This is a genomic window from Streptomyces sp. M41 (assembly GCF_043673425.1).
In the GTDB taxonomy this organism is placed as follows: Bacteria; Actinomycetota; Actinomycetes; order Streptomycetales; family Streptomycetaceae; genus Streptomyces.
Genome location: NZ_JBIMKE010000038.1, coordinates 38,901 through 62,733 on the forward strand (window position 1 = coordinate 38,901; position 23,833 = coordinate 62,733).

The following is a 23,833-nucleotide window of genomic DNA, read 5'->3' on the forward strand; positions in this document are numbered from 1 at the left end:
GGTGAACCTATGCGGTCAGCACACTAACCGAGCAGCTCGCTCAGCTTCTCCGAGCCGGCCTTGAGGCTCTGCGGGTCAGGATGGACATAGACCCGCTTGGTGAAGGACAGGTCGCTGTGTCCGGCCCAGGCCGAGACGACGGTGTCGGGCACACCGTTGTTGGCCATCCAGGACAGACAGGCATGGCGGGCGTCGTACAAACGGACCCTGCGGACGCCTGCTGCCTCCATCAGCTTCTGTGCTTCACGCCGAAGCTTGTCGGTCTTAAACGGTCTCCCCAGCTCATCGACCACGACGTAGCCCGAGTCCTCGTAGGCCTCGCCCGCCTGCTCCTTCTCCTTCGCCTGTAGAGCAGACAGCGCTACAAGCGCGCTATGAACAGGCTTGGGCAGCGGCAAGACGCGCTTGCCGTTGACGGTTTTGGGCTGCTTCTCAACGACCTTGTTTCGTAGTCCTCGCTCCTGGGCTCGGTCGTAGACGATGGTTCGGGTATTGCCTACGGCAATGGTCCCCTCCCCTGAGAGGTCGACGTCCTCACGCCAGCGCGCACCGCAGACTTCTGCGGGACGCTCGGCGATCAGGGTAAGCAGCATGACACCAAACAGCCGGTGGTCCTTGCTCGCCTCGATAAAGGCTTTCACCTCAGACTCGTCCCATGGACGACGCTCCGGCGCATTCTGGGCGGCCCGGGTACGGGCGTCTCGGGATATTCGCACGTGCTCCGCAACGTTACGAACCACCCAACCACGGCGCACGGCCAGATGCAGAGACGAACGAAAGCGGCCAAGCGTCAGCTGAACTGAGCGGGCACCAAGACCCGTGCCGGGTTTCCCTCCCCGTCGGCGTCCGCTCGTGACAAGCCAGTCGACGAACTCCTCAACGTCCTCCTCGGTGAGCTGCTGTACCCGCTTGTACCCAAGGTGGTTCCGAACTGGACGGACCGCGTTGTCGTAGTTGGACGCAGTCGCCTCCTCGACATCACGTGTGGCTGCTCGCAACCAGATATCCAGGAGCTCGTTAACAGTCAACTTGGTCGGGGCGACGTACTCACCTGTCTTGGACTGGTGACGGATTCGAGCGAGTTCGTCCCGAGCTTCTCGACGTGTGTCAAAGGTTTTAGTGATCTGCCGACGTTTCCCGTCGGCCTTGCGGGGGCCATCCGTTACGAAGCGATATCGCACCGTGCCGTCCCGCAGTACCAGCTTCTTTATGGGATCAGTCATTGGACGTGTATCACCTCCGGGATTACAACACACCGTGTAGATGACTGCTTCTACTTCCTACTCTGCTTCGAGATATCGAACCAACGATGCCGTGATCACTCGATACCTAGTGCCGAAAGAAACAACTCGAAAGGGCGCTTGATCCCTCTTGATCAACTCGTAGAGGTGGGAACGGGAGATACCCAAGGCGTGAGCAGCCTGACAGACGTCAACGGTGGCTGCCCATGAACGGATCTCATCAAGGGTGGGTCTCATGAAGGATCATCCTCCAAGGCGGCCCGCGTCGGATCACGACGGAGGCCGAGGACTTTGAAAGACGATCGCAGGTTCGCACGAAGAGGCTCACCGGCGAGGGTACTCTCATTTTAAGAGGCAAAAGCATCAAAAGCTACGGATCCAGGCAATAAGGACAGGATATTTCCGAGCCGACTTCAGTCGGTCGAACCAGACATGTGTGGAGAGATCATCTCCCCACGAGTTGGCGCCGAACCAACTCCCACCACGAACGTTGCGAAGACATCCGCGGGCTTTGACCCGCCGGACCCTTCACGTAGTCGCGGACATGAAAGTCACGCTCAACTCCTGATTCCACAGCCTCCATGAACCGGTCTGTGGCTTCCGGCTGTGTATCTGCCGGAACCCGATAGACACGAATGATCGTGTACTCCATTGATCTCACCTCCTTTCTGCGCCTCTTCGCGCAGAAACTCACAAGCACATGGCGCACTGGCGAGTCAAGATCGCGAGCCGTCGCAGCGGGCCGCCACCTGGCGGCATCTTGACGCAGCTGTGAAAGCCATGTGACACGCTGCAAAAGCGCGAGGAGGCATGCCAGAGGCGTCTCGTTTTTCATGGAGATCTGCTCGAACTTCATGCACACCACACAAAGTCGAGATCAACATCCATCAAGAACTCCGAGATCTCCATGGTCAACGAGTAGATCTCCGTGCCGACCACCTAGAAGACCGGCAGGCCTGTCTCGCCAGCTCGTCAGCTTGGATACCAAGCCACAGTCCTCATGGCGAAGCCCTCCATCTCGTTGGATCCGAAGGATTCCAACTCACCGCGTGAGCGGTCCATTGCGGCGCGGCGGAAGGAAGGTCTGGAAGGAATGCCGCCGCGTCGCCACTATGTCCCCCCTTGGGGGTGGCCTCGGAGCCGGCACACCCCGAAGGGCCACAGGGAACCTGTGTGTGCAGGCGGAGAGGACGGGGGGAGTCAGCCGCGCCACCGACCGCACGGGAGTCGCGATCCAACCCTGTGGTGGGGCTGACTCCCCCCGTCTTCGTCACCCCCAGACACGCTGGTCAGCGTGCCGTTCCTTCCAGCTATGAATGTGCAACCGCACTCCTCGAACAACCCCGGTACTCGTACCGGTTGGTGTACCGGCCTGAACCGGTACGACACCCGACCACCATCCGGTACGGGTACAGAAACTACTCGATCACCTTTTGCGATCAACTTCTGTACTCGCCCATACAACATCGGGTGGTACAAAGTGAATCGCCCGGCCGTGCTTGGAACTCACATTCAGCCTCGCTGCCGTTTTTGACACGGCAATGAAACCCCCTCAGTTCCCCCTTGGAGGCTCCCCTATTCCCCGCTCTCTTCGCTCCCTCGTTTCCCTTCGCCTTTCCTATCGACGCTGACGCGTCGCTTTTCAAAGAAGCCATACACGTCAGCAGAAGTCGATGAGGTGACTCGGATCAACTGGTGATACCCAGCGTCTTAGATCGATCCATTACTCAATGGATTGATCCCGTTGCTTCGGTTACTCGGTCACTTGATCACGGCAGGCTAGTCCGTCTTTAGTCGCAAACCCCAAAACGGGGGAGACGGCGGCTGCCTTGTCTGCTATTTGATGAAAGCAAAACAAAACACCATTTGAACAGTCCCGGCACCGGGGCCGGCCCCTGGTACCCGCCCGGCACCGGGACGGGTACCGGTACCGATACCGGAACCGGTTCTAGTACCGGTACGCATAGAACAAAAATACCCTCCCCTCCCTATGACGAAAGGATGTCGCGGTTTCCCTGTGCGTCAAGGACTTCGCACGCCGGCTCCGCCGTTCCTTGACCCGAGAGGGAAAACCGCAAGAGACTGTCAATTAGGGAGGGAAAGAAACAGAGTTTAGAGTTTATGATCCAAGAGAGGAGGAGCCGGGGGGCATTACCGGGTTGCCGGTGGAGATGTTTGAATCATGTCCTTGAGTAGTTCTGTAATGGTGCCACGGAAACCACTGTCACGTTGAGAGTCGAAGACTGGTCGAAGTGTAAAGTATAAATCCAGCGCGTCTCGTACCATGGCGGCTCGGCTGCCAGTGAGCCCTTGTTCTTTCTCGATACTGGAAAGTTCGTCAAGAGCCACAATTTGATCCTCATAGGGATCCACAGGGTATCGGCGAACAATAAGACGCTTCTTAAATAGAGGTACCGGTACCGGTACCGGTACCGGATCCAGTACCGATACCGGAGCCGGTGCTTGGCTTGGGCTATTTGAAAGTGATGTGAGTTGGTCGAATCGTCCCATGGTGTTAGATGCGCAGGTTCTGCGCTCTGGCAATCTCTTCGACTTGCTGAGGTATCGCGTGAGTACGACCCTGCACAGCAAGGTCGATAAGAAGTTCAAAGCACACCTTGATGGCATCCCGGGGAAGGCCCTTGGTGTAGGCGTATAGGAGGTGATACGCCTCCTCGGCGTTCGCGTCGTCAAAAAGCGAATCTCGACGGCCGGCGACAGTGAGGCGGAACTGAATCATGTCGCGTAGATCTTCAAGCGACATGGCGCTCATGGCAATGGGGAACATACGAGAGGCAAGCTCGCGGTAGTTCACAATCTTGGTTCCTAGCTCCTCCTGTCCGACGAGAACGATCTGTAAAAGCTTAGTCTTGTTGGTCTCGAAGTTGAGCAAATAATGAACGAGCTTAAGTTGCTCGCGGGTCATGTATTGAGCTTCATCGACCAAGAGTACGGGTATCTTGCCTTCGTGGAACTGCTGAAGTAGGAAGGCCTCGAAGTTTCCCAAAGAGGCGGCGTAAGAGCGTTCTGTCTTCACGTCGAAGCTCTCCATGACCAGACGGAGGAACGCGTTACTGCTTTTGAGGTTAGGAGAGATGAGTAGCTTGACGTTAAAGCGCTCATCTTGGCTCAGTTTCTCATGCAGTCGTCGGACGAGTGAAGTCTTGCCTGAGCCAATCGGACCGTACATGTAAATAGGGCCGATGCGGTCGCGAGCCATGAACTCACACTTGGCCAATGCTTCGCGCACCTGTGATGAGAAGTATAAAAAGCGCGGGTCAGGACTTGTAATGAACGGATGCTCTATAAGTCCAAAGTATTTGACAATTGCGTTTATGTCCATATTGCGTAACTACTAATGAATATGGCAAAGTTAGCGCAATTTGTCAATATGGCAATAAAGTTCGCGGAAATAGGGGCTGGCTCCCGATGAGGGGGCTGGGTCTCAGTTGTTCTCGATGGTCAGTGGAAGAACGCTCGCGAAGGTACTCATCGGGGTCGGACAGCGGTACCAAAGAGGGTGCCGATATATCCCTCGGTGGGAGCATCGATGATCTTGGCGCCTGCTCGCTGGAAGCCGTACTCCAGGAGGAGGTGCCTCCACTTCTGAGGGGTGTAGCTATACCGATAGGTATAGACGGGCCGTCCTGCGAAGCCGCCCTTGTACATGCCTTGGGGTCCGTAGGCACCTGGGATGGCCGGCGGATGCGAGAAGGCGAAAACGCCTCCGGGGTTGAGGCGATCAAACACCAGCGGGAGCAGGTTCGTCGGGTCGGCGAACCAGGCACACCCGAAGATCGAGTAGATGGCGTCGTACCGCTCGCCGATGGTGGCCAGGAAAGACAACGCCTCGCCCTGGTGGAAGACGGCCCCTGTGTCCGACCACCTGTCCGTGATCTTCTTGACCATGATGGAAGACAGGTCGAGGCCGTGTGCTTCAACCCCACGTTGGGCGAGGTAGGCAACCGCACGGCCGGTTCCACACCCGATCTCCAGCGTCTTCTGTGGTTGGCCGAGGACCTCTGATCCTGGGCCGTGGTCCTGGTACTGCGTCCAGCGGAACGCAGGTTCAGCCTCGGGCTCGAAAGCCGATTCCGCGTAGGTGTCCCAGACCGCGGTTTCCATGGCGTAGTCGTGACGTGCAGGCACGAGCCGTCCTTCTGGTTCGGTATGCAGGGACCCCGCCCTCGGGGTGTGGTAGTTGAGGGCGGGGCGAATCTAGCCGGATTGAGGCCGGGCGGTCAGTGAGAGTCGGGGACCTTGTCGTCGCACGGGCCGCAGTCCGAGGCGTCGACCTCCCACAGCTCCGTGTCGACCTCGAAGCCGTTCCCTCGAATGATCTCCGCCGTACGCATGACGATCCCGTCGCGACGGCGTTGGATCAGCGGTGCGTGGTGCTTGTACCGGCCGGCGTTGTACTGCTCGCAGATGGCGAAGTACACGGGGGTGTCGAGAATGATCTGGTGTACGCCCTGGTCGACCTCGAAGCCCGGCCCCATGTCGTTGCCCGGCTTCTCCATGGCGGTGATCAGATAGGCGACGCCCTGGCCGAGGATGCGCTCGGCGAGGCTGCGGACCCGCACGATGTCGCGCATGAGGAGTTGTACCTCGCGTTCCCACAAGCCGATGCCGGGATCGGGAATCAGGTAGGGGTTGGTCTCGCCGATCTTGTCCAGGATGGCCTTGGGGTCCCGGACCTTGGTGGCCTCGGGAGTCTCAAGCAGAACGGTCATCGTTGTGCCCTCTCGTCGTGTAGTGAGGGTGTGGAACCCCGCCCACCTGGCCATCTGGCCGACTGCCTTAGAACGTTCAGACGGGCGGAGGTTTACCCCATCCCGGCTCTACGGGGGAGCGGAGCCGGGATGGGAGCTATGAGGCGGGCCGCGCGTCCCGCTGGGTGTTGTAAGCGGTGACATAGTGCCGGGACCAGTCGCAGCACCCTCGGCAGGCAAAGCCAGGGGCAGTGACGCCGTTGACTGTGACAGGCCCGATGAAGACCACGGCCTGATCGGAACTCCGGCAGAGCCAACAGAGACCGACAGCCCACCTGTTGATAGTCATCCCCGCGTGCGTCCAGCGATCTTCTGGTAGAGCGACAACAAGGAGCTGGCGAGGACGGCCGAGTCACGCATATAGGCGTACGCGTCGTGCGCGGGAGAGCGACTTGTCGGCCGATTGCTCATGGCCACATGGCGTTCCACCATGCGGAGCAGTCGCAAGGTGTCGTAGCTATCGTCTTCGCCGAGAGGCTGTCCGATGAGAACGTGCAGGTGTCCGACGAGCTCTCCGGTTCTCGTGTCGATGTCCTTGCGCGTGGACGTACTGAGCTGCATGTCCCAGACCGTGTCGATGGTCGAAGAGATCGTCTCCACGTGGACGGGCAGACCGCTGGCTTCGACCTCTGTGGTTACCCGGTCCTTGGTCACACTCACCACCACGCTCCTCACCTCGCTGTCTATGACCCGGTCAATGAAGGCTTACTGTGAGCGGCCTTGATTGCTTGGGTTCGAACACGAACGTAGAGCGGTGGTTGCCCAAGTCCCAAGAAGATTGCGCCAGTTTGCAGCAAGCTGTTTGACGGCCCTGAACGCGTCGCCGACCATCAAAGGGTCGCGCAATCCGGTGCAAGGCAGCGGACGGGAGAGCAACCATGAAGCTACGGTTCCTTGGAAAGAACTCCACTCCTGGAGACAGCCCCACCCTGTACGCCAGCGATCAGGACAGCTACGTCGTCCAAGGCTGGAAGATCTATGCCCAAGACTTGCTGATGCGGCTGGACGTGCCAGAGGGTCAGACGGCCATCGAGGTACCAACCGAACTCTTCGAGCACCTGACCAAAGACGGTCTCACGTCTGGTGAGATCAAGAGGTTCGAGGCTCCGATCCTGCTTGTCACCGAACAGGGCACGTGTGTTGTGCAGGGTCCGATGATGCGTGACGACGAGGCCCTGAGCCAGATGCGCTTGCCCGACTACGAAGATTGCATCGAGGTTCCCAAGTCCTCGATCACGGCCCTATTGGAGGAGAACAGTGGACCTGATCACCCCCGCACAGCGTGACGAGCTGTTCAACAGCTTCGAGCGTGACGCGTTCCATCTGGAGCTGCGGGACGACTACGGCTCGCCCGTCGAGGACACTCCATACGCCCGCTGGCAGCGGGGTGAGTCAGATGACTATGCCTGGCTCGACCCCTGGATGACGCTCATGAAGCGGGTCACTGGCGAGGGAAAGACGGTGCGACGTGTCCGGGTGATCAATGAACCCCACTCCGAGTACGTCACATGGGAGCACTCACTGACCCATCTCAACCTTGAGGCCGGCGAAGACATCAGGTGGCTGCCGCGACACCAGCTGCCCGAGGGCATCACGTTCCCGCTCGGCGGGAACGACTGGTGGCTCTACGACGATCGGCTTCTCGCGGTGGGTCATTTCGACCCTGAGGGACGGGTGTTGGGATCAGAGCTGGTTGAAAACCCCGGCGCTGTGGCTGAGTGCGTCCGCCTGCGTGACCTCCTCTGGGCTACCGCCATCCCACACACCGAGTACAAGCCCTGACCTATCCGTGAGCAACCAAGCACAAGAAGCACGAGAGGCACTGGGTGCCCGGCTTCGCGGGTTCCGTAAGGATGCGGGGTTCGTGAGCGGCCGGGCATTCGCTCTTGCCACCAGGTGGGCAGAGTCCAAGGTCTCCCGCATCGAGAACGGGAAGCAGAACGCCAGCGAGGAGGACATCCGCACCTGGTGCATCGCGACCAACAGGCAGGACCAGACTGATGATCTGATCGCGACGGTGCGTCACATCGACGAGCTGTGGCTTGAATGGCGGCGGCAGTTCCAGGGCGGAGCAGAGAAGCGACAAAGCAAGGCCATACCTGTCTACGCCAGGACCAAGGTCTTCCGGATCTGGCACCCGACGCTCGTGTGGGGAACGCTTCAAACCTCGGAGTACGCCGCAGCAACCTTCAGACAGGTCGTGGACTTCTTTGACATTCCCGACGATACGGAAGCGGCCACGGCCAAGAGACTCGAACGACAGCAGTACCTCTATCAGGGCAACCGAATATTCAACGTACTCCTCGCCGAGCAGGCCCTCTACACGAACTTTGGCGGTCCGGAGGTGATGAAGGGGCAGCTCGACCGGCTGTTGGCCGTGATGAGGCTTGCTCGACTGAGCCTGGGCATCATCCCCAGGTCAGCGCCCGTACATATCTGGCCCGGCAACTCATTCTCGATGTTCGATGACAAGCTCGTCCTGGTTGAGACGTACTCCGCGGAGTTCTCCGTCACGCAACCCCGTGAAATCGAGCTGTACGCCAAGGCGTTCGCCCTCTTGCAGCAGTCGGCGGTCTACGGAACGCCTGTCCGAGACCTCATCTTCACTGCAATCCAACACTTCGACCGGATGCCAACCGACTAGGAGATAGTGGTCTTGAAGATCCTGCCGAACTGGCGAACCAGCTCGTACACGTCACACGACAGTTGTGTCGAGGTAGCCGACAACCAGCCCGCCATCGTGAGGGTCCGTGACACCAAACACCGAGAGTACGGCCGTATGGACCTGCGGCCGGCCAGCTGGGCGCGCTTCGTGGAGTACACGAAGCGCCTCCCGCTATGACGAGACCGCTCCGTTCAACCGGCTTGTCGCCCTGAGGGTTTGGCCGGTGGCCTGTATCGTGCTGGGAGCCAGGTCGGCCGCAGGCTTATCCCGCCGTACGGGCAGCACACCTGCCCGTTAAAGCCCGAACGTGGTCGACCTGGCGTAGGGCCCCAGCGCGAAATAGGTGGGTAAAGCCTCAGGCCCCTGCCTTCCGGTAGGACATTTTCTGCCTGACAAAGAGGACCGCGCGTCGGAGTGGAGATTTTCGACGGTCTGTATCCGGGGTTAAAATCGGCGTTTGCAAATCCGGCTCCGAGCCCTGAAGCAGCAAGGCCTCTCGTAGGCTAGATGAAAATTGGGCAAATTCAACGAGAGCAGCTCGCTGCTCGTCGTTAGCTGATATGCCTGCGGCGATTAAGTAGGTATCAACAAATTCAGCGTCATCATCGATGGACTCGCGAAGATGCTGGAAGTGCTCATAAGAGATCGGTGGTTCATCAAAGATGAGAGGAGCTTCATCTTCGCTGGGTTTGTGGTGTCTTTCGGGGTTACCCATATTTCGGGCATATCCGCCCTTGGTACTTATAACATCGGTAAATAATCGTGTCAAGTGGGAAAGGGCTGGACGGGTGCTAACTCAGACTTCATCGAGCGCAAGCAATGGGCCAGCCCTACGCTTGAGGTATGGCTCTATTGAAACCAAAGACCTGGCCCAAAGGGATAAAGCTCGGTATCCCTGCTGGTGCAGCAGCAGCCGCATTCGCCCTTCAATCGATAGCGGGATTTGACTCCCTAGGCATTGCTCTGTTTGCGATCATCACGGGAGCTGGCGTTGTAGGAGCCTTCTTCGCTGTGTGGCTCCCGCTGAATTGGGAAAAGCGCGAGGCTCAACAGGTTAACGATCTACAGCAAGAGGTTGCTGCTCTGAAGCAGGAAAGAGAGGAGTATGCGCTCCAGCGCATGTACCAGTACCTTGACCCTTTGTTCAAGGCGGCTGAGTACACGCAAAGGCTGACAGGACTACCGGCAGAACGGCGCAGTGGATTCGAACAGGCCGTCAAGGAAAGGGCTGTTCGAAGTGTTGAAAAGTGTGCAATAGACGTCCCGGACCTACGGGTCACCTTTTTTCACTTCGAAGGGGCGAATAGGTTGAGTGTGGCCCACCACTCTGAAAGCCCTAGGGGCGTCTTGAGCGACCTAGTCGCTGGCACGAGACACGCTGACTACGTTCTTGATGCCATTAGTAACAATGTAGGTGGGCTGGAGCGAAACCTAAAAAGCTCGAAGAGTGCACTGCGTTGGCCAACGCCAAGAAACTTCCAAACTCTAGCATTCTTCCCGGTCCGCGCTCCCGGGCGAGCTTATGGAGTCCTGGTAGCTGACGCTCCCATTGCTGGAGCTTTGGAGAAGCAGCACTACAATCTAGTTGTGCTGGCAGCTCAGCAGGCTGCAGGAAATCTGGCTCTGTGTGATAGAGCAGCCATACGGCACGCACCGGGCACTCCATAACCTTATAGGGTTCGATCAAAGTAAGCCAATATATACGCTTGGTGAGCCCTAATGTAAGACAACTCAAGGCTGCCAAAATATCTACAGGACATAAATCATGAGCCATGACCCTACGCAGCCTCACAAGCCCGTCGCCAGACATTTGTTCTGCGACATGGCACTCTCGTGAGGCCTCTGGCTACAGGCCCTTCCCTCCTTTTGACGTGAGGATGCCGCTGCCTCCCTGCGCGTCAAGGACTGCGCACGCCGGCTCCGCCGTTCCTTGACCCGAGAGGGAAGACCGCACAAAACTGTCAATTAAGGGAGGAAAAATAAAATATCAGACATATCACCCATCGGGTATCCCCGTTGCGTTGGACCTGCCTCCTGTCTGTACGTTGCGCAATGAACGGGAGCCGCTGGGTAGCATCATGAGGAAGGGTCAGCTTGGGAGCTGACATGTAGGGAGGGGGCCGGACAAGCGTGACGTCCATGCGGGCACAGCGGATTCATCCAGCAGCGTATGGCGCTCTGACAGAAGCGCTGGCAACGATCTACTGGTATAAGCAGGATCTCGCCCAGTTCATCCGACGGCGGTCGACGGGGCACCCGGAGCTTATCTCTGGACTGGACTTCGATGCCTATAAGCGTGTCTTCGCAGACGAGTTCGTCGATCGGCTGATGGAACACGAAGACCGATACCGCGATATCACGCTGGCCCTCATGCTTGAGATCGCGCAGATGACTTCGTTTCCGAGTCTGAAGCGGCAGCCAGATGGGGAAAAACTTCTAGCACAGGCCAATGAGGCAGTAGTTGAACTTAAGGGGTGGATTGAGCGGCTTCAGGGGGTGCTGGAAGAGCGAGCAAAAGTGGAAGCGGAACAAGCACAAGAGGAGGAGCGGCAACAGCATCGACGCGGATTCTCTCAGAAGCTCTCTGAACTAAAAGAAGAGTTTCTGAGGCTTCAAGCGGAGCCGAACCGACAGCGAGCTGGTCGCGAGTTTGAAACATTCCTCAACAGCTTGTTCCAGTTGTTCGACATGCAACCGCGTCTGGGGTATGAGCTCGACTACGAGCAGATCGATGGCTCCTTCACTTTCGACACGGATGATTATGTGCTGGAAGCTAAATGGTGGAAAGAAGCTGTAGAGGCTGGCCAGTTGAGAGAGTTTAATGACAAGGTCCGCCGCAAGGGGAAAAACGCCCTTGGGTTGTTCATCAGCGTCAACGGTTTCACATCAGGGGCTCGCGCTGCCTTCCGTGAAGGCACCTCTTTCCTTACTGTGGACGGTACTGATCTGTTCTGTGTTTTGGATGACCGAGTAAGACTCGACGATTTGCTGGCTCGTAAGAAGCGGCACGCGAATGAGACAGGGAACTGCTACTTCCCAGCTCATCTGCTGCTCGACGGGTAGTGCGGGAGCTGGGTTAAGCGATGATGCGGTAGCCGAGGCGTGTAAACGCCCTATCAAATCCAAAGATCTCATGTGTGTGGTACTCATCGCAGGACACCATAACTACGCAGTCTGTATGACTGATGCCCCCAGACGCCTCGGCAAAGAGTTCCAACGAGGCCTTGAGTGACCAGGAGCTGACGTTGTTGAGGATCACGAAGTGATCGGCCATCTCTTCGGCCACGCGGACCGCCGTATCATGTCCCATAATTCTTCCTAGGATGTTGAGTAGTTCGAGATAGACCGCGACTGGTACGAGAACTATGGTGTCGCTATTGCGGAGACGCTTGGCGGCCTCCACTGCCTTTGCGTGGTTGCTATCCGACGGATGGAAAAGGGATACGAGTCCGCTGGTATCGGCGATGATGATTCTGGGGCTACTTTCCTCCATACAAGTAGTCGTCGATACGGGACGAAAGGTCAGCTGGTCCCGCGACCTTCAAATCCTCGCCGAGCTTTGCCAACCGCAGCAGCACATCGCCAGCGGTTTCCCGTGATTTCTGGCGAGAGGCAATCGGAGCATTCAACTCGCGGCGTAGCTGCTCCGAATGTTCGATATTTAGAGACGATTGCAACATATGCTTTGCTTATATCAAATTGGACACCCTAAAGTCAACGTCCGCTTTTCCGGTCTGAATAATCAAAAAGAGTTTTGGAGGCAGCGGTGGGCTTGGGTTTCGGGGGTCCTCGCCGTCGAGTGATGTGGGCACGGAGCTCCACACTGGGGACAGCGGCGGCCTCGATGGGAGGCGCTGGCTCGAAGTAGTGATCAAGGTAGTACCGCTCGATCTCGTCCAGGCCGTGAAGGATGGGAGGGAACTCGGGGAGCCTTGGCGTATGAACGCGCTGGAGGCGGTCGTCTGGCAGACGGATGAAGGCTTCGCCTACCTCGAGCTGTTGGATCTCCTGGGTCTGGTGCTCCCACTGCTCTGGCAGGGGATAGAAGGCGGGGTGTGTGCGCTTCTCGGCGGCCTCGTCTGAGACCACGTGCTTGACGGCCTCAGTGTCGACTGTCCCGAAGAGTCGTGCCGAATACTCCGCGTCAGGTCGGCCTGCCTTGAAGATGGCCTCGATGCCGACGTTCTGAAGGGCTCCCTTGAGCCGGTCTGATGCCTGGCTCCAGTTCTGGTGCGCCATCACACAAAACAGTTTGTACTTGCGCGTCTCAGAGAGCATCCGAGTCAGGCTCTCCTCAGACTGCGCCATGAACTGCGAGAACTCGTCGATCATCAGGACATGGGGCGTGCGCCGGCGGCGACCGGTAGCGCGGAGGTTGGCTCGGCTAAGGGCTGCTGTCTCCATACCAACGGTGAGCAGACACCCAAAGAGCCGGCGCGTGTCAGGCGAGGCGACTGACAGATTGACGATCAGGGATGTCCCCGAGTCGATGAGTCGCCGGAAGTCCAGGACGTTGTCCTGGTGCCCGAGGGCATAGCGAAGGATGGGGGAAAGGGTCAACAGATCCGCCCTGTTGAGGGTGGACTCCTTCATCACGGGCGCGTCTCGTCCCCACTGGTCCATACGCAGTCGAAAGAAGCGGATGACCTGGGGGTCACGAACACGGGTGCGCAGCAGCTCGTTGCGAAAGTCCTTGTCGGTGAGAAGGTCTGAGAGGCGCGTGAGGGGAAGGTCTGCCTCCCGCAGGGCCACGACTGAGTGCTTGAGGATGTTCTCGAACGTCGGGGCACCATGGGCCAGCTCGGGCCACGCTCGTCTGGCTGCTTCGGTGACGTGCTCGGCCATCGCATGGTCGTCGTAGGGCTGGGCAAGGAAATTGAAAGGGAGGTACCGGGCCTCCGCGGCTGCTGCTGGAAGATCCAGATAGATCATCCGCTGCCGCTGCTCCTTCGTCTCAAGCTGGCCTCGGGCGACGAGGTGAGAGAGGACCAGCTGCGCGAGGTCGCCGTGAGGATCGATGAGCGTCACCGGTTGTCCGGCGAGATACAAGGAGAGGAAGAGGGAGGCGAGGAAATAGCTCTTGCCTGAGCCGGTCTTGCCGAGCACGTGCATGTGGGTGCGGGCCGCTTCAAGTGGCAGGTACAGAGTCCGCGGCATGAACCAGCGCCAATAGGTGCCAAGCGGGATGCGCGGCTGGTGGGCAGGGAAGAGCGTCATTCGGCCTCTTGCCGCACCTCCTCCCAAGTGACATACGAGCGATCTCGTTTCGGAGCTGCTGGGGCTTCGGAAGGACCTCTCACAAGAGGCTTGTTCTCCTGCCGGTCATGACGGGCCTCTTCTTGCTGCACACCTCCTCCCCATGGAAGATCAATGTCCAGCCACTGCGGCGAGGGTGACGCGTCCGGTCCTGCGTTGACGACCACCGAGGGAGCGTCAAGCATGCTTACCGGCTCGGTTCCTCCGGCTGGAGACCACAGGGGAGCAAAGAAGAACTGCTTGGGTGGTGTCGTGATGGGGGAAGCCGCGGTGAAGAGGAAAATGCCAGCAAGATCGGGGTGGCCGGCTACCTCAAGCTCTTGGCACGTCCAGCGCGAGAGCTGCTCTCGACGAGCGGCCGTCGGCGTGACCACGGCCACGGTGAGGTTGTCGGTCTCGAATGCCTCTTGATAGGGCCCGATGGCCCAGGCCGCAAGCGAGGCGACCTTGCGGCGCCAGTGCTTCTGGTGCTCGGTACTGCGGTCCAACTCCAGTGCGATTGAAGCTGGGGGGTGCCCCTCCACAATGAGCTGAAACCAGGCGTCCGGGATCACCGCTGTACGTGGAGCATCAGGGCGGCCCACTGGCTGGACCCGAAGAGGATTCCTCTTGAGCTGGCGCTCCGTGCGAAGGTTAGGCATCGAGACATAGGCCTCGTGACAAAGGCGCTCGGCGGCCACCAGGACGTCAACCGCGGCGAGTGCGTGCTCGATAAACGGGTTGTCCTGTGCCTTCCGGCGTTCCTCAGAGGGGCGGTAGTACATGTTCGCGAGTCCGACACCACGGCCGGAGAGGTACTGACGACCTCGGTCAGCCAGGGTGAAGACGTGCGGGGCGGAACCGACACGAGGTGAGGGAAGCTCCCGCAATCTGAGGAGGTAGCCGGCCTCGGCCAGTCGACGCAGTCGACGCTGTACATAGCGGTTCTCGTCACGAGCATCGGGATACAAGAGCCGGCTGACCTGGGCGGCGGTCATGTACTGAAGCCGGTTGACCGCCCGAAGAATGGCGCCATCAGCCTCACCGATCCGTAGCGGATCGGATGATAGCCGTGGGTTAATGTGGGGACGTTTCTCCATTGCAACACTTTGCCAAAGAGGTGTGAGAACTCCTGGTCCTGACCGTAAGGCTTGCGTAAGAGAAGCTGCTTATTCGCGCTTTGGCGACCTCCGGCCGATCGTCGGTCTTGGGGGAGGTGGGGCAGAAAGTCGTGATGACGCGGAAGACGCTGGCGGCTGTCCACCACCGTTGGGTTTGCGAGCTGGCTGGCCAGAGCCATCCTCATCGTCGTCAAGATGGCCTCGGCGCCTCTGGGCTATCTGTTGGTCTACAACCTTGCGGGGTACACCAAGCGTCTGAAAACTGCGAGCATTGATATATTCCGGAACTGCACGATACACACTAATGGCCGTCTCGATCTCGTCGCCGTAGTCAATAGGATCTTCGCTGACAAAACCCATAAAGTCATCCCGAACCTCCGAAGCAGGTTCTGCCATCCGAACACGATGAACATAGATACCGTCGCCTGTACGCAGTCGAACGTAGGCATGATACTTCGGTAGACGTTTAATCTGGTCGGCTAGTTCTGCCCGAGCATCAGCATAAGTCTGTTGTGGGCGCCCTGTGTGACCAGGTATGGAAACATAGACAGGCTCTCGCTGCAAGAGCTCACACAATCGAATTAGATCGACAAAGAATGGATAGGCGAGGTTCGTCTCGTTTCGAATTATCTCCTTGCGCTCCGCATACCAGTCGTGGGCTCCCTCCACATATAGGAACTCCCGCAAGTCTGTCTCATACTGCTTCTTGATGCGATCCTGTATATCCGGATCATGACATGGCTCTGGATCACGCCTGACAATCCGGCGAACGAGTGCTGCTGCCCATTGGTCCCAATTCCAGATAGTAAGGAGGGATGTACGATAAGACAATCCAACAAAACTCCTGCACTTGTACGCAACCTCGGCCGACCTGGTGGAGAAATCCGATGAAGCGATATCAAGGTCGCCCTTCATGACGTCTACCAAAAGAGTATTGAGCAATTCCATACCTTCAGTCATCTGCTTCCTATCATGAGACCCGATATACCCTTTAGGGTCTTCAGTGAGAGAGTGCAGAAATTTAAATGCAAAGCCCTGCGCGAACCGAGACTCGTGTTTGCCCTCTAGCAACTGCTGAACTGGTGCTTGAGAAATAGCACGAGGCGCTTCTTCTGCGGGCCGAGGAGTGACCGGCATTGAACTTGCCAACTCCTCTGCATCTTTGCCAGACGATGGATGGAAGCAAATAAGGCTACCGGCCTGGAGTTCCGCCGTCTCATTGCTCGTACCCTCTATGTCAACCCGGGCCTGATGGGCGACAATCAAGCTGAAATTGTATTTACGGCCTTCACCAAAGAGGCGAGCTGTAGCAGGTGTGGCATAGCGGCCATACTCATCTAGGTACAAGTGCACTCTATTGCGCATTGGTTCCAAGGTGCCGACACGATCAAAGATCATCCGCGTCAGAAGACACGTGAATAGGTTGCCAAGAAACTTGCTCTGAGACTCCGAGCCCCCACCACTTCCTGTAGGAAGGCTGATAAGCAACGCCCGACCAGGAGTATCCATAGTCTCTTGAAGGGGAACCGTTGTCTTGGCTTGGCCAACGATCGAACGTATGGTCTCAGGAACAAGAAAGGGATTCAGCCTATTGCGAAGAGGTGCGATGCGCTGAGCCTTATCGACAGGACGAGCGAAAGCGGTATCAAAATCACGCATGCTATCGATCAGTGCTTCGTTTGTAAGCTTCACAGCAAGACGTCGGCGATAGAACGGATCGTCCCAGAGGAGCAAGGGAGCTTCGGCAAGCGTGCACTCCTCGTTGACGAGAAGCGTCCGTAGTATCAAGTCCAAGTCGTTGTCAAGCTGTGGACGAAACTCCGCCTCACCCTCAAACATTCGCTTAAACACAAGCAACAACTCGGATGCGGCCTTGTCGACCACATGAGGGTTTGTTCTATCTGGAACGTCGAGAAGGTTGAGGCCAAAAGGCCGATCAAACCATGGCTCAACGACGTGGACTCTGTCCGTCGATGCGGCTGGAACCTTGCAAAGAATTCCACGGGTGAGATCTCCGTGGGCATCAATAAGTACACAAGACGTCTGGTTCTCGATGTCAGCAAGAATGAGCCGTTCGAGAAGTGTGGTCTTACCTGTGCCGGTGGCACCGATGATCGTTACGTGCTCGCGGCGGATGGCATCAGGAAGATGGACGGGCTTACCAGCCTCGTCGGTACCGATCAGGAAATCCGCAGGCACTCGTGAAACCTCCGCGCAGCGACGGTGGTGTCACTTCCCAGCGTAGGGTCAAGGCGCTCAGGACGCGCGAGATGACGAGTGACTAGACACGAGGCTCAGCGCTGCGTCCCCAGGCGGCGAACGCCGGCGCAGCAGAGACGAACCTCTGTGACCGGTCGTAGGAGATCCCGACTCGCTCAGTAACCACTGACACCAGCTCCGCCTGCTGCTCGGTGAGTTGAATCCCAGGGGCCGCGGAAACGCCGGGCTCCTTGTCTGTCCCACGCTCTCTGAGGTCAGGCCACACAGTGCCAATGGCTTCCCACTGTTCAAGATCGGGAGAGAGACGAGGATAGGCCAGGAGCGCATAAGCACAGCGTGCGGCCTGCACATCCTGATAGGCCGCTGGCGTCTCGCCGGCCTGTAAGCCTTGGCTGCGGAGACCCACGCCGACGTCATAGAGATCGTGATACAGGTAGCCCTCGGCTGTGCGTCCCTTGGGCAATTTGGTAGCGCGCTCTTCAGGTGTTCCTTGCTGCTGTGCCATATAGGCGAGCTCGTGAGTCACATACGTGACAAGGTTCTGGTCCGCGAGCTCTCTCGTCTGCACAGCCTCGATGGGTAATCGCTGGACAGGCTCGATGGCCTGCTGTTCTTCACTCGGTGGTTTGTATCCTTCCCCTCCTTCTGGCATACATCTTTCTATATCTCATACTGGATATCAGGAAGTCAAGACGCAAAAATGGGACGGCGCAGACCGTCCCATAGGTGCGCGGGGAAGAGCACGCTCATTATTATGATGGAACGAGAACCGGAGGCATCCGGGGTACGTGCTCCTCAGCGACGCTTTACCGCAACTGAGTTGATCTCCCGCGCCTTCTTGGTCTCACCATTTCGTGCCTTGTACTCCCGCTCGTGGAGATAACCCACGACCTCGACCTCACGACCCTTCACCAGTTCCTCTGCCTCCGCTCGCTGCTGAAGTTTCGCTGCTCGGTCGCCGAAGGAGAGGACGTCGTGCCACTCGGTCTCGCCGTTCTCCAGGTGCACGGCCAGGGGGAACTTGCCAACAAGCTTGCCGGAAGCGGTCGTTCGGAAGGTTGGGGTACGTCCGAGCCTGCCCACCAACTTCACACGCTGAGCGTCGGCCTCCTTGGCTTCCTCGGTCTTCACCGCGGACTCCTTTCGGGCCTGATCCTGCTCTCTGATGCGTGCAGCTCGATCGAGTGGGTGCTCGTCCTGTGGACTGACGGCCTCGGCTTCCCGCACCTTAGATGCGGGCTGGACGTGTCCGTTGCTCGTAGGGTCGGGCTCTGCTGTCGCGACGCGCTGGATCATCGGACGCTCATCAGGGAAGGCCCCAGGCGTACGCTCGGCGCCGGCCTTCTCGGGAGGCTTGGGGCCAGCTGCAACGACTGGCGCTGCCTCGGGCTCCGGCTCAGCGGGCTCAATAGGCGTCTGGAGAGCCTCATGGTTGGTGATGATCTGTGCTGTGTCCTCAACGTCGTCAGGGAGGCCTGCGACGGAGGCGGGGCCGGTGTCGACCTGGTACCCCAGTGTCAGCGCGCCGTCAGGATGCAAAGCAACCGTTGAGTGCTCGTGGTCCTGGTTCTTCTGCAGGAAGACTACGCCCTCGTCTTCGACCTGAGGGAGTGAACCTCCGAAGAGCTCGATTCTCGCGCTCTTGGTCGTGATGCGGGAGACGCCGACCTCAGGGAAGGTGTCAAGGCTCAGAAAAGCCTTGTCGGAGCGAACTTGGAAGTGTTGCCCCTCGCCGTAGGCGGGATCCGTGACCTCTTGGGCCTTGGTCCCTAACGCCTTGGCGACTGCTTCCTGGTCGAATGTTGGTCTTGCTCGTTCTGTCATATGAAGACGAATTATACGAGGCAAGAACGGCAAAAGATGTAAGAAGCATTACAAGATTCCCGGGAACCCCATCCTAGAGATCATTGTTGTCACGAATCTGGATAGCCTTGCCCCAGTCGTAAGGGAAGTCGGGCTGAACCCAGTTATCAAACTTGCCGCGCCAGCGATTGCCAACCTGACGGTCGTATTCTGCCCACTCTTCACGCGTAACGGAAGGCGGTACGTCTCCTGAAGATGGAAAATTAACCCGCTGCTGAGGTCCGTCAGTCATCTGATGCCTACCGGATTCGAGGCGTGAAGTGCGCCTTCTGAATAAGACGGTCGTAATGCGCTTGAGGCGCCCTGATCTTTCGCTTTCCTTCCCCATTTATGACAGATTGTAACAGATCTAGCCTGAATGGGCAATAGAAAGTAGTCACCCACCTGGTGGCCTTCAGGTTGCAGTGCAGCCCTTGTTGCGATCCCATGGGACCTGTGGCAGCCGGGAAAATAAATGGCATCGATGGCAACGGCAACGCCTCAGAGTTGGATCTGAGAGACGATGAAGTTGCGTTGTTTAAATTGCTTAGCGGTCTCCCTCGGTGGAGAGCGCGTGTATCAGAACGAATCGACTACCCAAGCGCCCTCCTGACGTCACGCTGCAAAGTGATCCACGTTCGTCCGTTGAGGCATGTGCTTGACGACTCGACAGCGAAACAAACCTGCGCATGGGTGAGCTTGCCCATCGGGCTTTTCCCTCGGCGGCTGTTCTTTGACTTTGATGTTAAAGTAAACGGAACAGATGTCTATCGCATGACCGGCGAGAGAAACGCTGAACTCCTCGCAGCCTATATGACTCGTATGGCCTGGCTAATCAGCGATGATGCAGTGCGGTCAGATGTCGCTGGGGATTTTATTCCGCCATGGTTGTTTGCCATCTGTGACTTTCGACCAGCTGCGTGGCAGCAAGCGCGTAAGAAGTACCCCAAAAAGGAAGCCCTCTTGAAGTACCTCCAGGATGGTCTCTGCCCTACGTATGAGGATGGGTCAGTCGACAGGAGCCAGCTCGATGCGGCAGTGCTTGAGAAATGGGAAGCGCAGGTAGCGGGAATTGCAAGGACTGTGCGAAGGTATGCCATGCAAGACATTGATAGCCCTGCGGAAAACCCCCTGCTCGTTGTGCCGATGCTCAAAGCTAACGGAATTATCGCCGGTATCGATGAGGTTTCTGGGCTCGTGGCGAGGCTGGTAAAGTTCTTGCGAAAGGTCGAAGCTCTCGGTGAAAATAAGGTAGCTGCCAAGCAGTTCTTTGAGAGCTACGCACTAATGGGTCGCTACTGGATGGTTCTAGCCGATTGTCGGGTACCCCTCGATGAACCGTTTACCGTTGTGGTTAATGAGACGCGGGCGGTGGAGCTTGGATACAAACAATCACTGCGGCGATTCTTGGGTTCTACCTTTCTCCTTCATAGAAAGGACCTCGGGCCTCTGATTTCCTTTAATGACGGGGTCTCGAACCATGTAACCGTCCGAGTAACAGACCCTAACGTTGAGCTTGGCAAAGACGTCTCGATTAATCCTGAAGTCGGTAAGCTAGGGCGATTGACCCTGAGTACGGCACAGCAAAAGGGAGAGATTGCTCTAGGTTACTCTAATGAGCCCAACAGGCCCAATGTTGTTCATCTGAAAATGACTCTACGGCCAGCCGTGGCTATTCGAGCCATCCACTGGGCGGTGTCACTGATTGTGCTATTTACTGGCGTCTCATTCATGGTGGCATGGCACTATGAACCCGGCTGGTTCACGGCCCCTCACGTCGCTTGGCTCCTGACGCCCTCCACGTTTGCGACTTCTCTGCTGCTGGCACGGGAGTCTTCGGCTCTCAGCGGCGGTTTGGCGAAGAATATGCGCGTCCTGCTTGCTGTAGCCCTGCTCCTGCTATGGATGCTTGGTTTCAGCTTGTACTTGACCGAACATCTTCATCTCACAGAACCAGATGGCTGGCAGCCGAACGAGCCAGCTCCCTCGCCCGCTCCATCGGCCTGAGGTTTTGGCCCGGCAGCCTGCAATGGGTGGGAGTCGAGTCGACCTCAGAGTCTCATCCAACACCTCAACGAGCGGCTTGCGAAGATCGAACACCTCGTGACGGGCTACAAGCTGACCAGGTGGGGAGCTACTACCAATGTGGAGTCCCGCTTTACCCACCCCACCCCCACCGGTGTCCAGATGTTCTTCCGCGACACGGGCAAGCCGTGGACTGAGGAGCTTGAGCAGATCGCCACGGAGTACGGCTTCGCAACAAACTGCCGCAGTGGCAAGGGCCGGGGGGTCCAAACGCGGTGTGAAGACGTGCTGCGCAGAGACCTGCGGAGACGCGTCTGTGGCCGCGTAGATCCACTAAGCGGGCGCTCCGGGCGTTATGGATCAAGGAATCAACGACACGACCACCACGCGGCTACAGGGCTCTGATGAAGCGACAGACCCCATATATAAGAGGGTGTCTCACACATTTCTCACAGGCGGGTCACAGCAACCCGCGCCGAAGGTGTCTGACCTGGACATTTGCCGGACGCCCTGGACTGTGTGGACGCTCTGACCATGGACTCAGCTTCTGGGGGTCAAGGGGTCGCAGGTTCAAATCCTGTCGTCCCGACTGGAAGCAGTCGCAGGTCAGGGCCGGTTTCGGAGGCATCCGAAGCCGGCCCTTGATCATGCTTGCTCGTCGGATCGGTCCACCGGACGCGTGCCCGGTGCGAAGTGGTGGGAGCAGGCGGCAGGCCCGCGATCGTCCGGCGAGGGGGTCAGGCAGGCCGCCGGCCCGGGGGGCGGTCAGTCCGGCGGGCACCGCCGCCCATCGAACGTGCTCATCACTCACGCGGGCCGGGGTAGCCGCGGGCCAGACCATCCGTTGAGGCCGTGGCGGTTGCTCCGCGCCCACGCCGGCGATCCGGTCCGTGGCCGGCGATACGGCCCATCAGGCCTCGGCCTGCTCCGTGAAGTGCTGGAGAAGGGCTGCCTGGATGCGCTGGAGGAACAGGGTGTTCTGCTTGAGCTGGGACAGCCGGGTCGTGGCGTGGGCGGCGTACCGCGGTCCCTCCACGGCCGAGGCCAGGAGGAAGGCCGCGAGTATGTCGATGCCGCGCGACGTGTCCGCGAACTGGCCCACCGGGACCAGACGGCGGTCGAGCGGGACGTCGTCGTCGGCGACCACGTCCGTGACCAGCGACGGTTGCCAGTCGTCCGTGTTGGTGAGCGAGTGATGGGTGTCGAACCGGACGGTGACGGTCTCACCGGCGGGCACGTCGATGCTGTACGAGCCGTCGTCGTGGGTGAAGGTATGGTCGATGAGCGTGAGGTCGGGGCCGTACACGCTGACCTTGATCATGAAGGCCGGCTCGTCCCCGGTGGTGGTTCGCACGTGCCCGTGCATGAGCGTCTCCTCTCGGGCGGCCAGGATCCTCGTCGAGGACAGGCGGGCGCGCCCGCAATCGATCAGCGCAAGTCGATGAACGCAAGGCCGCTGAGAATGCAGACTTCTGAGGGCCCTTCAGACGCGCCCGATTCCAGGTTCGGCGCGGCAAGCCCGGTCAAGAGCCCTGGTTGCCCGCCTCTGTGGCCGCGCGCCTGAGACGGCTCACCAACTCGTCGGGCACATCCGGCGGTACGGAGGAAAGGGCCACTTTGCGCACGCCGGCGTCCCCGTCGGCAGCCAGACCCTCGAGTACGTCGGCCGCCGACGCCACCGGCAGATTGGCCGCTGCGCCGGCTGCTGCCACCCGGAGCACCGGGTCGTCACTATGTGCTGCCGCGAGGATGACATCCTGCCCCCGGTCGCCTTCCAGAAGGCTGGCGGCATAGGCGCTCTTGGAAGCGAGCATGGGGTCGTCTCCCTGGACCAGGGTCCTCAAGTGGGGCAGGCTGTCGGTGCCCAGTCGAGCCATCGCCGCGTAGTCCGGCTCGTCAGGATCGAGCACGCGGCGTACGTCCTGCATCGAAACGCTGTTCACGGCGTCGCCTCCTAGCCGTCCTGGCCGTCCTAGCTGAACGCGCTGTCCACCATGATTTTCAGTTCGTCAGAGACCAGGTCAGGGGGCGGGTTGGTGATGTTCCCCGTCCCGTTGCCCGTCATGAGACGGTCGTTGTTGTTGACATGCTGCAAGGCCAGTACATGGCCGACCTCATGGCCCAACGTCCATTGGGTGGCCCCTTGTGCCACAACAGCGCCCGGTCTTCCGGACGGATGGGCGGCGCAGCCGTTCCGGGGCGGGACCGAGGACCGTACGAAGTAGACGACGACGTCGTTCGAGCCCGCGTTGTTGCGGTTGGCGAAGAGCTGGGTCTGCTCTTCCGTGACTGTCCCCATCAGGCACCCGCCCGTATCCAGGTCGTTGAGGGCGGGAAGGTCGAGGTGCTCCGTCGAAGCTAGTTCGACCGTGATGCCGGCGGTCGCGTAGACCTCGCGCATCCGGGCGAGGGCGTCCTCGACGGCGACGTCGGGTGTGGTGAGGATCTTCGCGTGCAGCCGCACCGTAGGCACGTACGTATCGCCGCTGAAGACTTTGTCGTAGATGTTCCAGCCGCCGCTGATTTTGTTGCCGCCGGCTCCGGCGGTCCAGTGGGCTGTGCCTTTTTTCCATCCGTCGTGGCGGTACCAGTGGAGGTCGCCGTTGGGTTTGATGGCGTAGATGACGCCTTCGCTGCCGCTGAAGACTTTGTCGTAGATGTTCCAGCCGCCGCTGATTTTGTTGCCGCCGGCTCCGGCGGTCCAGTGGGCTG

Annotated in this window: 24 protein-coding genes; 7 read left to right on the top strand and 17 right to left on the bottom strand. The window is 58.8% G+C overall.

The annotated features are described in order from the left end of the window. Positions 1-23: 23 nt before the first annotated feature. From ACHBTE_RS32170 to ACHBTE_RS32195, 6 genes are all read right to left on the bottom strand, one after another. Positions 24-1,223: a tyrosine-type recombinase/integrase gene (locus ACHBTE_RS32170; RefSeq protein WP_394728605.1), complete on the bottom strand. Its 1,200-nt coding sequence runs from the start codon at positions 1,221-1,223 to the stop codon at positions 24-26. A 57-nt stretch (positions 1,224-1,280) separates the two neighbouring features. Further along, positions 1,281-1,478, bottom strand: coding sequence for a helix-turn-helix domain-containing protein (locus ACHBTE_RS32175; RefSeq protein ID WP_394728607.1), 198 nt, complete (start codon positions 1,476-1,478; stop codon positions 1,281-1,283). 2,278 nt (positions 1,479-3,756) lie between these two features. Continuing rightward, positions 3,757-4,584, bottom strand: a complete 828-nt coding sequence (locus ACHBTE_RS32180) for an ExeA family protein (protein WP_394728609.1) — start codon at positions 4,582-4,584, stop codon at positions 3,757-3,759. Positions 4,585-4,730: 146 nt separating this feature from the next. Next, positions 4,731-5,390: a class I SAM-dependent methyltransferase gene (locus ACHBTE_RS32185; protein WP_394728611.1), complete on the bottom strand. Its 660-nt coding sequence runs from the start codon at positions 5,388-5,390 to the stop codon at positions 4,731-4,733. A gap of 92 nt (positions 5,391-5,482) precedes the next feature. Then, a complete protein-coding gene (locus ACHBTE_RS32190) occupies positions 5,483-5,974 on the bottom strand; it encodes a hypothetical protein (RefSeq protein WP_394728613.1) in 492 nt (163 codons plus the stop codon). A gap of 324 nt (positions 5,975-6,298) precedes the next feature. Then, positions 6,299-6,673: a hypothetical protein gene (locus ACHBTE_RS32195; RefSeq protein ID WP_394728615.1), complete on the bottom strand. Its 375-nt coding sequence runs from the start codon at positions 6,671-6,673 to the stop codon at positions 6,299-6,301. A gap of 218 nt (positions 6,674-6,891) precedes the next feature. Between ACHBTE_RS32195 and ACHBTE_RS32200 the strand changes: the two genes are divergently transcribed. The 4 genes from ACHBTE_RS32200 to ACHBTE_RS32215 are packed head-to-tail and all read left to right on the top strand — an operon-like array spanning position 6,892 to position 8,855. Beyond that, positions 6,892-7,299: a hypothetical protein gene (locus ACHBTE_RS32200; protein ID WP_394728617.1), complete on the top strand. Its 408-nt coding sequence runs from the start codon at positions 6,892-6,894 to the stop codon at positions 7,297-7,299. Further along, a complete protein-coding gene (locus tag ACHBTE_RS32205; RefSeq protein WP_394728619.1) occupies positions 7,271-7,795 on the top strand; it encodes a DUF6879 family protein in 525 nt (174 codons plus the stop codon). Before ACHBTE_RS32200 ends, ACHBTE_RS32205 begins: the two co-directional genes overlap by 29 nt. A gap of 7 nt (positions 7,796-7,802) precedes the next feature. After that, positions 7,803-8,657 (top strand): helix-turn-helix domain-containing protein, encoded by an 855-nt coding sequence (locus tag ACHBTE_RS32210; protein WP_394728621.1) that lies wholly within the window; start codon positions 7,803-7,805, stop codon positions 8,655-8,657. 6 nt (positions 8,658-8,663) lie between these two features. Then, entirely contained in the window at positions 8,664-8,855 is a 192-nt protein-coding gene (locus tag ACHBTE_RS32215) for a DUF397 domain-containing protein (protein WP_394728624.1), read from the top strand. Positions 8,856-9,033: 178 nt separating this feature from the next. Here ACHBTE_RS32215 and ACHBTE_RS32220 read toward each other — a convergent pair whose 3' ends face one another. Beyond that, entirely contained in the window at positions 9,034-9,393 is a 360-nt protein-coding gene (locus ACHBTE_RS32220; protein ID WP_394728626.1) for a hypothetical protein, read from the bottom strand. A 128-nt stretch (positions 9,394-9,521) separates the two neighbouring features. Between ACHBTE_RS32220 and ACHBTE_RS32225 the strand changes: the two genes are divergently transcribed. Continuing rightward, entirely contained in the window at positions 9,522-10,346 is an 825-nt protein-coding gene (locus ACHBTE_RS32225; protein ID WP_394728628.1) for a hypothetical protein, read from the top strand. Between the two features lie 471 nt (positions 10,347-10,817). Then, positions 10,818-11,741, top strand: a complete 924-nt coding sequence (locus ACHBTE_RS32230) for a restriction endonuclease (RefSeq protein ID WP_394728658.1) — start codon at positions 10,818-10,820, stop codon at positions 11,739-11,741. Positions 11,742-11,754: 13 nt separating this feature from the next. Here the strand turns inward: ACHBTE_RS32230 and ACHBTE_RS32235 are convergent, their stop codons facing one another. The 7 genes from ACHBTE_RS32235 to ACHBTE_RS32265 all read right to left on the bottom strand — a co-directional run bounded on the left by ACHBTE_RS32235 (position 11,755) and on the right by ACHBTE_RS32265 (position 19,349). After that, positions 11,755-12,171 carry a type II toxin-antitoxin system VapC family toxin gene (locus ACHBTE_RS32235; RefSeq protein ID WP_394728630.1) on the bottom strand — a complete coding sequence of 139 codons (417 nt, stop codon included), beginning with the start codon at positions 12,169-12,171 and terminating at the stop codon, positions 11,755-11,757. A gap of 221 nt (positions 12,172-12,392) precedes the next feature. Continuing rightward, complete coding sequence (locus ACHBTE_RS32240; RefSeq protein WP_394728632.1) at positions 12,393-13,895, bottom strand: type IV secretory system conjugative DNA transfer family protein; 1,503 nt, start codon at positions 13,893-13,895, stop codon at positions 12,393-12,395. Continuing rightward, positions 13,892-15,013, bottom strand: coding sequence for a replication-relaxation family protein (locus ACHBTE_RS32245; protein ID WP_394728634.1), 1,122 nt, complete (start codon positions 15,011-15,013; stop codon positions 13,892-13,894). Before ACHBTE_RS32245 ends, ACHBTE_RS32240 begins: the two co-directional genes overlap by 4 nt. Before the next feature lie 69 nt (positions 15,014-15,082). Further along, the gene (locus ACHBTE_RS32250; RefSeq protein WP_394728636.1) at positions 15,083-17,233 is read right to left on the bottom strand and encodes a type IV secretory system conjugative DNA transfer family protein; all 2,151 of its coding nucleotides are present in this window, start codon (positions 17,231-17,233) and stop codon (positions 15,083-15,085) included. A gap of 82 nt (positions 17,234-17,315) precedes the next feature. Beyond that, positions 17,316-17,906, bottom strand: coding sequence for a hypothetical protein (locus tag ACHBTE_RS32255; RefSeq protein ID WP_394728638.1), 591 nt, complete (start codon positions 17,904-17,906; stop codon positions 17,316-17,318). Between the two features lie 143 nt (positions 17,907-18,049). Beyond that, complete coding sequence (locus ACHBTE_RS32260; RefSeq protein WP_394728640.1) at positions 18,050-19,078, bottom strand: single-stranded DNA-binding protein; 1,029 nt, start codon at positions 19,076-19,078, stop codon at positions 18,050-18,052. Between the two features lie 73 nt (positions 19,079-19,151). After that, positions 19,152-19,349, bottom strand: coding sequence for a hypothetical protein (locus tag ACHBTE_RS32265; protein WP_394728642.1), 198 nt, complete (start codon positions 19,347-19,349; stop codon positions 19,152-19,154). Positions 19,350-19,789: 440 nt separating this feature from the next. Between ACHBTE_RS32265 and ACHBTE_RS32270 the strand changes: the two genes are divergently transcribed. Next, a complete protein-coding gene (locus tag ACHBTE_RS32270; RefSeq protein ID WP_394728644.1) occupies positions 19,790-21,103 on the top strand; it encodes a hypothetical protein in 1,314 nt (437 codons plus the stop codon). 928 nt (positions 21,104-22,031) lie between these two features. Here ACHBTE_RS32270 and ACHBTE_RS32275 read toward each other — a convergent pair. The 3 genes from ACHBTE_RS32275 to ACHBTE_RS32285 all read right to left on the bottom strand — a co-directional run. After that, positions 22,032-22,487 carry a carboxypeptidase regulatory-like domain-containing protein gene (locus tag ACHBTE_RS32275; RefSeq protein ID WP_394728646.1) on the bottom strand — a complete coding sequence of 152 codons (456 nt, stop codon included), beginning with the start codon at positions 22,485-22,487 and terminating at the stop codon, positions 22,032-22,034. A gap of 157 nt (positions 22,488-22,644) precedes the next feature. Beyond that, on the bottom strand, positions 22,645-23,064 hold the full coding sequence (locus ACHBTE_RS32280) for a hypothetical protein (protein ID WP_394728648.1): 420 nt from the start codon (positions 23,062-23,064) through the stop codon (positions 22,645-22,647). A 29-nt stretch (positions 23,065-23,093) separates the two neighbouring features. Further along, the coding region (locus ACHBTE_RS32285; RefSeq protein ID WP_394728650.1) for a tachylectin-related carbohydrate-binding protein at positions 23,094-23,833 on the bottom strand (740 nt) is incomplete at its 5' end.

What these genes read in the sequence shown, in the direction of transcription:
- ACHBTE_RS32235 (WP_394728630.1), bottom strand. Translation starts at nt 12,171, where the DNA reads ATGGAGGAAAGTAGCCCCAGAATCATCATCGCCGATACCAGCGGACTC.
- ACHBTE_RS32220 (WP_394728626.1), bottom strand. Translation starts at nt 9,393, where the DNA reads ATGGGTAACCCCGAAAGACACCACAAACCCAGCGAAGATGAAGCTCCT.
- ACHBTE_RS32265 (WP_394728642.1), bottom strand. Translation starts at nt 19,349, where the DNA reads ATGACTGACGGACCTCAGCAGCGGGTTAATTTTCCATCTTCAGGAGAC.
- ACHBTE_RS32275 (WP_394728646.1), bottom strand. Translation starts at nt 22,487, where the DNA reads ATGCACGGGCACGTGCGAACCACCACCGGGGACGAGCCGGCCTTCATG.
- ACHBTE_RS32240 (WP_394728632.1), bottom strand. Translation starts at nt 13,895, where the DNA reads ATGACGCTCTTCCCTGCCCACCAGCCGCGCATCCCGCTTGGCACCTAT.
- ACHBTE_RS32260 (WP_394728640.1), bottom strand. Translation starts at nt 19,078, where the DNA reads ATGACAGAACGAGCAAGACCAACATTCGACCAGGAAGCAGTCGCCAAG.
- ACHBTE_RS32230 (WP_394728658.1), top strand. Translation starts at nt 10,818, where the DNA reads ATGCGGGCACAGCGGATTCATCCAGCAGCGTATGGCGCTCTGACAGAA.
- ACHBTE_RS32255 (WP_394728638.1), bottom strand. Translation starts at nt 17,906, where the DNA reads ATGCCAGAAGGAGGGGAAGGATACAAACCACCGAGTGAAGAACAGCAG.
- ACHBTE_RS32225 (WP_394728628.1), top strand. Translation starts at nt 9,522, where the DNA reads ATGGCTCTATTGAAACCAAAGACCTGGCCCAAAGGGATAAAGCTCGGT.
- ACHBTE_RS32180 (WP_394728609.1), bottom strand. Translation starts at nt 4,584, where the DNA reads ATGGACATAAACGCAATTGTCAAATACTTTGGACTTATAGAGCATCCG.
- ACHBTE_RS32175 (WP_394728607.1), bottom strand. Translation starts at nt 1,478, where the DNA reads ATGAGACCCACCCTTGATGAGATCCGTTCATGGGCAGCCACCGTTGAC.
- ACHBTE_RS32190 (WP_394728613.1), bottom strand. Translation starts at nt 5,974, where the DNA reads ATGACCGTTCTGCTTGAGACTCCCGAGGCCACCAAGGTCCGGGACCCC.
- ACHBTE_RS32170 (WP_394728605.1), bottom strand. Translation starts at nt 1,223, where the DNA reads ATGACTGATCCCATAAAGAAGCTGGTACTGCGGGACGGCACGGTGCGA.
- ACHBTE_RS32200 (WP_394728617.1), top strand. Translation starts at nt 6,892, where the DNA reads ATGAAGCTACGGTTCCTTGGAAAGAACTCCACTCCTGGAGACAGCCCC.
- ACHBTE_RS32245 (WP_394728634.1), bottom strand. Translation starts at nt 15,013, where the DNA reads ATGGAGAAACGTCCCCACATTAACCCACGGCTATCATCCGATCCGCTA.